The organism is Pseudoalteromonas sp. 2CM37A (genome assembly GCF_023161885.1).
In the GTDB taxonomy this organism is placed as follows: Bacteria; Pseudomonadota; Gammaproteobacteria; order Enterobacterales; family Alteromonadaceae; genus Pseudoalteromonas; species Pseudoalteromonas atlantica.
This window is the reverse complement of sequence record NZ_JALNTJ010000005.1, coordinates 73,405-82,584: the sequence shown is the minus strand read 5'-3', so window position 1 is coordinate 82,584 and position 9,180 is coordinate 73,405. Positions and strand designations below refer to the sequence as shown.

The window sequence follows — 9,180 nt, the reverse complement described above, 5'->3', positions numbered from 1 at the left end:
TTACCTTGTGGTGTTACTACCATTTAGCAAATCATTATCTTAGCTACAAATAATATACAGATGGTCGAGCGTTTTAGTGCCCCATGGCACAAAACAGCTAAAGCAAAAAATTATAAGGCCATTACAACAATTCTTAAAGTTAGGAAGTAAATATGAGTTCAGCTCCAGATAGTGGTTGGTTTGGCCACCCTAAAGGACTTTCGACATTGTTCTTCACTGAGATGTGGGAACGAATGAGTTACTACGGCATGCGAGCGATGCTCGTATTGTTTATGACAGCAAGCCTACAAGAAGAAGGCCTTGCCTTTACTGTTGCATCAGCTGCTGCAATTTACGGTTTATACACAGGTGCCGTTTATTTCTTAGGCTTACCGGGTGGTTGGCTAGCGGATAGATTATTCGGTGGTCAAAAGGCTGTATGGTACGGCGGTATCATCATCATGTGTGGCCATATTATTTTGGCCGTGCCTCATGAGTATTCATTTTTTATTGGTTTGATCTTTGTTGCTACAGGTACTGGTTTGCTAAAACCAAATATCAGCGCAATGGTAGGCCAGTTATACAGCGATGCTGATGAGCGCCGTGATGGCGGTTACGCTATATACTACATGGGTATTAACTTAGGTTCTTTAATTGGTTACTACGTATGTGGTTACTTTATGGAAAACGTAGGTTGGCACTGGGCATTTGGTGCAGCTGCTGTGGGTATGGCTATTGGCTTAATCCAATATAAGCGCACGCTTAACAATCTACCAGAGCACAGCGCTTTGCCTGCTAACCCATTAAGCGCTAAAGGTGCATCTCGTGCATGGTTTGGTATTGCTGCTTTTGTTGTTATTGCCGCTGGTGTGACCGCTGCAGCAATGACGGGCGCAATTATTATTAACCCAACCGTTGTTGCAGGCTACACAGCTGTTGTGTTTACTATTATATTCTTTATTTATTTCGGGGTTATTTACTTTACAGGTAAATTAACAGCGGGCGAAAAACAAAGAATGTGGGCACTATTTTTAGTGTGTGTTGCCTCTGCGTGTTTTTGGTCTGGCTTTGAGCAAGCGGGTTCATCACTTAACCTCTTTGCCCGTGATTACACAGATCGCCTTATTGGTACTTTTGAAATTCCAACAACATGGTTCCAATCTTTAAACTCACTATTTATTATTGCTTTATCGCCATTTTTTGCCGCGCTTTGGATTAACTTATCTAAAAAGATGGTATCGCCGACTTACAGCGTAAAATGTGCAATGGGCTTAATTATTATGGCTTCTGGCTTTTTAGTTATGTTTATGGCCGCTCACTACGCAGCTGAAGGCTTAAAAGTAGCGCCATACTGGCTAGTAACAACGTACTTTTTACATACAGTGGGTGAGCTTTGTTTAAGCCCTGTAGCATTAAGTGCGGTAAGTAAACTTTCGCCGCGTCGTTACACAGGCCAAATGATGGGTGTATTTGTATTAACTTATTCAATTGGTAACATTATTGCTGGCTTACTGGCTGGTAACTTTGATCCAAATAACGTTGAAGAAATCCCTAACTTATACTTACAAATTGCCTTATTTAGCATTGGCGTAGGTATTGTTTTAGTGCTTATGAGCTTTAAAGCGAAAGTATGGGAAAAACAAGGCCTAGAAGAAAAAGCTGCATAATATTGCACGTTTAATTACGCGTAATACTAATTATAATTTCCCCCATAGCCACTATGGGGGAAATTTTCTCAAATTTCTATATCACCTCGCTGTAAACTGGTATCATCTGCTGATTAATTTTTAACTAGTCTCAGGGACGCAGTACATGCGCTTGTTAACTTTATCTCACACCCTATTTTTAACCTTAAGCATTGTTTTTTTATCTGCATGCGGTGGTTCAGACGATCAAGTTACAACTAACCCTAATGATCCCGTTGAGCCTGAGCCTAGCGAGTTAACAGTATCTACAACTACAGGTTTAGATGTCAGCCTTGATGAAGGAAGCTTTTTACTGACTGTACCTGCCAATGCCGTCTCTCAAAACACTGAACTTACACACGAAAAAACAGTATTAGATGATGCAAATGCACTACTAAATATTATCTCAGATATACACCTACTCACCCCAAGTACGCTTTCTTTTAGTAATCCAATAACAATTACCATAAAAATACCTGATGATTACCAATTAGGTGGCCAGCTATTTATTGCCAGACAATCTGGCGATAGCTGGGAAGTTATTGATAACTCTTTTGTTGCAGATGGTTTTGTAAGTGCGCAAGTAACAACACTAGGAACCTTCGCTATTATAATGCAGCGCAATGAGGCCTTTGCAGTTATAGGCCCATCGTGTGATGCCACAGCCACAGAGCAATCGGTTAGATTTGTTCATGTTGCTGACCTACATGCGCGATTCGGTTATGAGGAGCAATACTTTAGCCGCATAAAGGCCTACTACAACCAAGTACTTGCACAAACGCCGCATACCCTTTTTACCAACGGGGGTGATGACTACGAAAAAGGCACTGTTGCTGAGCAACTATCACAAGGTAGCGCTACAGAAGAAGCCATTAAAGCCATGCAGTTTGATTTACGTGTGGTCGGAAATCACGACTATGCATGGGGGCCAGAAAAGCTATTAAGCTACTCGCAAGATGACAACGCCATAGTGCTTGCCAGTAATACACGCTATGAAGGCGAACAATTACAAGATTTTGCCGCTGTAGGCTTTGCTAAAGTACAAGTAGGCTGTGTGACCTTAGGTGTATTTGGTATGACCTCAGTACCTTGGAACGAGCTAGACGAACCGATAGATAATGAGCCTATACCTGATTTTATCAAACAATTTAAAATGAGCTGGCAGTGGCAACAAATAGCACAAAGTATAGTAAACCAATACCAAGGCGATGTTAACTACATGGTAATGCTAAGCCATTTAGGTGAAGGTTTAGATATTGATATGGCAACCGATGTAAGCGGTATTGATTTAGTGTTAGGCGGCCATACTCATGGCGGTGAAAGTTATAATACGCTCGAGAACGGCGCTGTGGTTATTCAGCCAGATTTTTACGCCAAAGGCATCACCGATGTTACTCTTACGTTTAACTTGCAAGATAAAACATCACCAGTAATAGATTACAGCACCATTGAAACTGACAGCATTAGCGAACGTGATGAACCAACTAAGCTGGCAATTGATGAAATTATGGGCCGCTATGCGCCTGATGCAAACACAGAAATTGCTATTTCTGAAAACTACCCAAGTAGTTTAGAACTTGCAGAAATAACGGCTTTAGCTGCAGCCCATGCAAGTGATATAACGGCGGCCCTGCTTAACCCAGAATTAGTACAAACGAGGTGGACACCAGGGACCTTAACACAAGAAGACTTTCATAAAGCCTACTATGTTGAGCGCCAGCCCTCTAACACTCCTGGCTTTAATTCGTTATATAGCGTAACGGTTACAGGTAGCGATTTAAACACCATGTTTGCCAATCAGCCAGATTGGTTTTTACTCAAACCAGATGATATACAAGCTGCGAGCACTTATCAGGTTGCGTTGTTTAAAGGCGCAGCACTTAATCCCGAGCTATTTTTTAGCGGTGTTACCTTTTCAAACGTTGAAGCCATTGACGAAGCATGGTGGTTACTCGATCAATATGCGCGTTTTAGAACAAGCCAATGCTTATACCTAGATACCGATAATCAACTCTTTTCATGTAATGAGCAAAGCACTGTCACAGTGTGGAATTTTGATGATGCAAATAGCCCTTTGGCAGCAGATTATGGCCCATCAGTATTGAGCTATTTTGACCCAGAACAAACAAACTGGGGCCCTGAAGAAACGCAATATAATACAACTCAAGCACTTGGTATTGCTGATTTTGCTGATGGCAGCTCAGGTGTAATGGCGTTTTCACGCCACGCCCCTACCGAGGGGTTATTAATAACCTTAAATACACCTGCCAATGGTGATTATGCAAGTGAAGGAATGGTTTCTGATTACACCTTAGTAATGGACTTATATTGGCCAGAAGAAGGCAAAGATATTTATCGCGCTATCATGCAAGCAAACACACAAGATTACCTCACTGATGATGCCGATATGTTTATCGACCCAACGGGCGGTTATGGTAAATCAACCAGTGATAGTGGTTACTTTGGACAAACAGAGCCTGAAAACTGGCACCGAGTTGCATTTGTATTTTATACCGCCCCCAGTAATGGGGTATTTGAAGTGTACATAGACGGCGAGCTTGCTGGTGTTAAAGAAGACGGTGAAATAAATAACACCTGGGCATTAACGTCATCTGTTTTACTCTTTACAGATAACAACTTTGAAACAGTGCCCGGTTATTTAAACGCCCTTTTATATGCTGGGCGCGCCCTGACTCGAGACGAAATTAAAAGCATGGGCAGTGCACAATCAAAGCTGACATTTACCCCTACAACACGGGTATTAAACCAAGCTATTGAGCGCCATTACCAAGCAGCTCCAACCGTAACACCTAATCTTTGGCTCGAGCAGCGCAACACGTTTTTTAACAATCGCACTCAAAGTGTAAACAATTAAATACAAAAAATATTGCGTAGCTACATTTTTAAAAGAGGTTTTATTTTTATAAAACCTCTTTTTTATTTATTTATATCAATATCTTAAACTTTAATAAACTAAAAGCATCAAGCTAATACATGTTTGTTTACCCTAAAGCGTAAGGTATAAACCTATTGACTAAGTAAACGTCTTATTAAATTTACAGTTTGCTCAAATGCTAAATCTGCTCCCCCTCTTCCCCAAACTTAAAATCTAGTTGATTATCTAGCTCAACACGACAACAACACATAATCGCAGTAGCAATATTTATTGCAGGAGTAATAAAAATGAGTGAAGCAAATAATCCACTAGGTTTAGTTGGTATTGAGTTTACTGAATACGCAACACCTGATGCAGACTACATGGATAAAGTGTTTACTGATTTTGGTTTTTCAAAATTAAAAAAATTTAAAGGCAAAGATATTGTCTATTACAACCAAAACGACATTCACTTTTTACTAAATAACGAACGCGATGGTTTTTCTGCTGAATTTGCAAAAAGTCATGGCCCAGCAATTTGCTCTATGGGTTGGCGCGTTGAGGATGCACAGCATGCATTTGAAACAGCTGTAGCACGTGGTGCAAAACCCGCAACCGACTCAACCCATAAAGACTTACCTTACCCCGCCATTTACGGTATTGGCGATAGCCTGATTTACTTTATTGAGCAATTTGGTGATAAAGGGTCTATTTATGAGTCTGACTTTGAAGATTTATCATCACCTAATGTAGTTGAAGATAAAGGCTTTATACGTATAGATCACTTAACTAATAACGTTTACAAAGGCACTATGGAAACATGGGCAAACTTTTACAAAGACGTGTTTGGTTTTACAGAAGTACGCTATTTCGATATTAAAGGCCAAAAAACAGCGCTGCTATCCTATGCATTAAAATCACCCTGTGGCACCTTCTCAATTCCTATTAATGAAGGTAAAGGCAATAACAACAACCAAATTGACGAGTATTTAGGCGAATATAATGGCCCTGGTGTACAACATCTCGCGTTTTTAACTGACGATTTAGTTAGCTCACTTGATAAGCTTGATAAATCAACCATTGCTACTTTAGACATTATTCCTGAGTATTACGACACTATTTTTGACCGTGTGCCGTGGGTTGCAGAAGATAAAGAAAAAATTCGCGAGCATCAAATATTAGTCGATAGCCAAAGTGAAAACTGCTACCTATTACAAATCTTCTCTAAAAACCTATTTGGACCTATTTTTATAGAAATGATCCAACGTGTAGATGATGGTGGTTTTGGTGAAGGTAATTTCCAAGCATTGTTTGAGTCAATTGAGCGAGACCAAGAGCGCCGCGGCGTTCTATAACTTTTTTGAGTAAATTAAAAGCAGCGATCTTCGCTGCTTTTTGTCGTTTTAATATTTAAAAAGTAGGGTGCAAGATACAAGTATGCTTAAATAAATGCATGCACCCAACATCAAACCTAAAGGATAAGTAATGAGCCAAATTAACGAAACCCACGACATTAATTTAACTAGCTGGGTAGAGTCGGCCAATATTAAAGGCTGTGACTTCCCGATTCAAAATTTACCTTTTGCAGAATTTCGTACTAAAAACACAAATGAAGAATTCAGAGGCGGGGTTGCTATTGGCGATCAGGTTATTGATTTAGCAAAATTGAGCCACTTAAACATTTTTACCGGTGATGCTAAAACAGCCCTGGATGCAGCAAGCGAATCAACACTAAATACATTTATGGGTTTAGGGGAGCAATACTGGTCAGCACTGCGCTTAGCGCTTTCAAAAGCACTGCGTGAAGGCACACAGCAACAAAAAGAAATGCAAAGTACCCTTATTGCTCAAGCTGATATAGAGTTTTCACTGCCGTGTCGTATTGGTGATTACACCGACTTTTATACCTCAATTTACCATGCAACCGCCGTTGGTAGCTTGTTTAGACCAGACAACCCGCTTTTACCAAACTATAAATGGGTGCCGATTGGCTATCATGGTCGCTCTTCATCTATTGATGTATCGGGGCAAACGTTTCACCGCCCTAAAGGGCAAACTAAAGCGCCCGATGCAGATACCCCATCATTTGGCCCATGTAAGCGCCTAGATTATGAGTTAGAGCTTGGTATTTACTTAGGCAAAGGCAATGCGCTGGGTGATGCTATCGCCATTGAAAACGCTGAAAACCATGTATTTGGTTTTTGTGTATTTAATGATTGGTCAGCACGTGATTTACAAGCATGGGAATACCAACCATTAGGCCCGTTTTTAGCTAAAAACTTTGCATCAACCGTATCGCCTTGGATTGTCACCACTGAAGCACTTGCACCTTTTAGAACTAGCTGGACACGTGATGAAAACGATCCGCAACCAATGCCGTACCTAGAATCTGCCGCTAATCGCGAGCAAGGAGCATTTGATATCCAAATGGATGTTAAAATTCAGACTCAAAAAATGCGTGATGAAAACCACCAACCTACGCAGGTCTCTGCCTCAAGCTTCAAACATTCATATTGGACTGTGGCGCAAATGGTGACCCATCATACTGTAAATGGCTGTAACTTTATGCCAGGTGATATGCTCGGCTCTGGCACGCAGTCAGGCCCTACACATGAAGAAGCGGGCTCTTTATTAGAGCTTTCTCGTGGTGGTAAAGAAAAAATAACCCTGAGTAATGGTGAGCAACGCAGCTTTTTAGAAGATGGCGATAACGTAATTATGCGCGGCTGGTGTGAAAAGCCAGGCTATGCCCGTATTGGCTTTGGTAGTGTAGAAAGCACAGTATTACCTGCTAAATAATTTATTGGTTATTGATATGTCCTAAATAAGCAAACACATTTGAGGACAACACATAGCAAATAAAAAAGCCACCTAGTTAAACTAGGTGGCTTTTTCGTATCTAAAGTACGGGTTGATTAAAGGTCTTTTTCAACCTCATCAAATAGCGCAGTAATATTTTGCGCTGGCTCTTTCGTCGCTAAGCTTACAACGACAATTGCAATACTTGCTAAAATAAAGCCTGGTACAATTTCGTACATGTAACTGCTTAAGCTTTGCCCATCAATCATAAATGGTGAGTAAATCCAAAACAGAACCGTACCAGCACCTACAACCATACCTGCTAGTGCGCCTTCAAAGTTCATGCGTTTCCAGTACAGGCTAAATAAAACCAGTGGGCCAAATGCCGCACCAAAACCTGCCCATGCATTACTTACTAAGCTTAATATTGAGCTATCTCTATCGTACGCTAAATAAATAGCACACAAAGCGACTGCTGCTACACTAATACGCCCTACAGTAACAAGCTCTGTGTCGCTTGCTTCTTTGCGTAAAAACGTTTTGTAAAAATCTTCAGTTAACGAACTTGAGCTAACAAGTAACTGCGAAGAAATTGTACTCATGATTGCAGCTAAAATAGCCGCCAATAAGAAACCAGCAATTAATGGGTGGAATAATAACTCAGAAAGAATTAAGAAAATGGTTTCTGGGTCTTCAACAACAATGTTGTTTTCGTATGTGTACGCGGCACCAAATAAACCAGTACCCACAGCACCAATGGCTGCAACTATCATCCATGTCATACCAATACGGCGAGCCGTTGGCATATCTTTTACGCTACGCACCGACATAAAACGTACAATAATATGAGGTTGACCAAAGTAGCCTAAGCCCCATGCCATTGCCGAAATAATCCCTAATGCAGAGCCTGCACCTATCCAATTAAGCATATCGGGGTTAACGCTATGAAGCGTTGACTCTAGCGGTTGATCTAATAAAGAGTAAGCAACGGTCGGTACCAGTATCAAGGCAATAAACATAATACAGCCTTGCACAAAGTCAGTTAAGCTAACTGCTAAGAAGCCACCAAATAAGGTATATAAAACAACAACACCAGTGGTGATGTATAAACCCATTTCGTAACTTAAGCCAAACGAGCTTTCAAACAATTTACCGCCTGCTACAACACCTGATGATGTATAAAGCGTAAAGAACACAATAATTACTACCGCAGAAACTACACGTAAAAGGTTTGATTTATCATTAAAACGATTAGAGAAGTAGTCTGGGATTGTGATTGAGTCGTTCGCTTTTTCAGTGTAAACACGCAAACGAGGCGCAACTAAAAAGTAGTTTAACCACGCACCAATAACCAAGCCTATTGCTATCCATGTGCTACTAAAGCCAGTAACGAACATAGCGCCAGGTAAGCCCATTAAAATCCAACCGCTCATATCCGATGCGCCAGCAGATAATGCTGCAACGCTTGGAGATAAGCTACGTCCACCTAGCATATAACCCGAAACATCACTTGTAGACTGTTTGTATGCATAAAGTCCAATGCCAAGCATGACTATAAAATACAATGCCAGTGAAATAATCATTCCTGTTTCCAAATTCGCCTCCACAAAGTTGTATAAAACAGGCTTTTAATCCTAATAATGACTCTTAAAATATTATAATAAAGACACTATTGGGGTAAAAACCATCCGTCTTGACTATACCATGCTTAAAGGTGATAACTCCAACTTGTTACACTGAAGTGAACAAAAAACAGTCGCATTGACTATTTAACCCTCAAACACCCGATATACGGTAAATTTATTTACATATATAGCTAATATTTAATAACAATTCATTAAA

The 9,180-nt window shown here is 40.5% G+C and carries 5 protein-coding genes; 4 read left to right on the top strand and 1 reads right to left on the bottom strand.

What is annotated here, in order from left to right; translation table 11 throughout:
• Positions 1 to 152: 152 nt before the first annotated feature.
• The 4 genes from MTF68_RS12815 to fahA all read left to right on the top strand — a co-directional run bounded on the left by MTF68_RS12815 (position 153) and on the right by fahA (position 7,338).
• Positions 153 to 1,646, top strand: coding sequence for a peptide MFS transporter (locus MTF68_RS12815; RefSeq protein WP_024032295.1), 1,494 nt, complete (start codon positions 153 to 155; stop codon positions 1,644 to 1,646).
• A 145-nt stretch (positions 1,647 to 1,791) separates the two neighbouring features.
• Positions 1,792 to 4,539 (top strand): metallophosphoesterase, encoded by a 2,748-nt coding sequence (locus MTF68_RS12810; RefSeq protein WP_248462707.1) that lies wholly within the window; start codon positions 1,792 to 1,794, stop codon positions 4,537 to 4,539.
• 308 nt (positions 4,540 to 4,847) lie between these two features.
• Positions 4,848 to 5,894, top strand: a complete 1,047-nt coding sequence (hppD, locus tag MTF68_RS12805; protein ID WP_004588333.1) for a 4-hydroxyphenylpyruvate dioxygenase — start codon at positions 4,848 to 4,850, stop codon at positions 5,892 to 5,894.
• A gap of 130 nt (positions 5,895 to 6,024) precedes the next feature.
• Entirely contained in the window at positions 6,025 to 7,338 is a 1,314-nt protein-coding gene (gene fahA / locus MTF68_RS12800; RefSeq protein WP_064386507.1) for a fumarylacetoacetase, read from the top strand.
• 116 nt (positions 7,339 to 7,454) lie between these two features.
• Here fahA and putP read toward each other — a convergent pair whose 3' ends face one another.
• A complete protein-coding gene (gene putP / locus MTF68_RS12795; protein ID WP_004588331.1) occupies positions 7,455 to 8,933 on the bottom strand; it encodes a sodium/proline symporter PutP in 1,479 nt (492 codons plus the stop codon).
• Positions 8,934 to 9,180: the final 247 nt, after the last annotated feature.

Excerpts from the sequence above, each read along its gene's own strand:
- hppD (WP_004588333.1), top strand. The coding sequence starts at position 4,848 with ATGAGTGAAGCAAATAATCCACTAGGTTTAGTTGGTATTGAGTTTACT.
- fahA (WP_064386507.1), top strand. The coding sequence starts at position 6,025 with ATGAGCCAAATTAACGAAACCCACGACATTAATTTAACTAGCTGGGTA.
- MTF68_RS12815 (WP_024032295.1), top strand. The coding sequence starts at position 153 with ATGAGTTCAGCTCCAGATAGTGGTTGGTTTGGCCACCCTAAAGGACTT.
- MTF68_RS12810 (WP_248462707.1), top strand. The coding sequence starts at position 1,792 with ATGCGCTTGTTAACTTTATCTCACACCCTATTTTTAACCTTAAGCATT.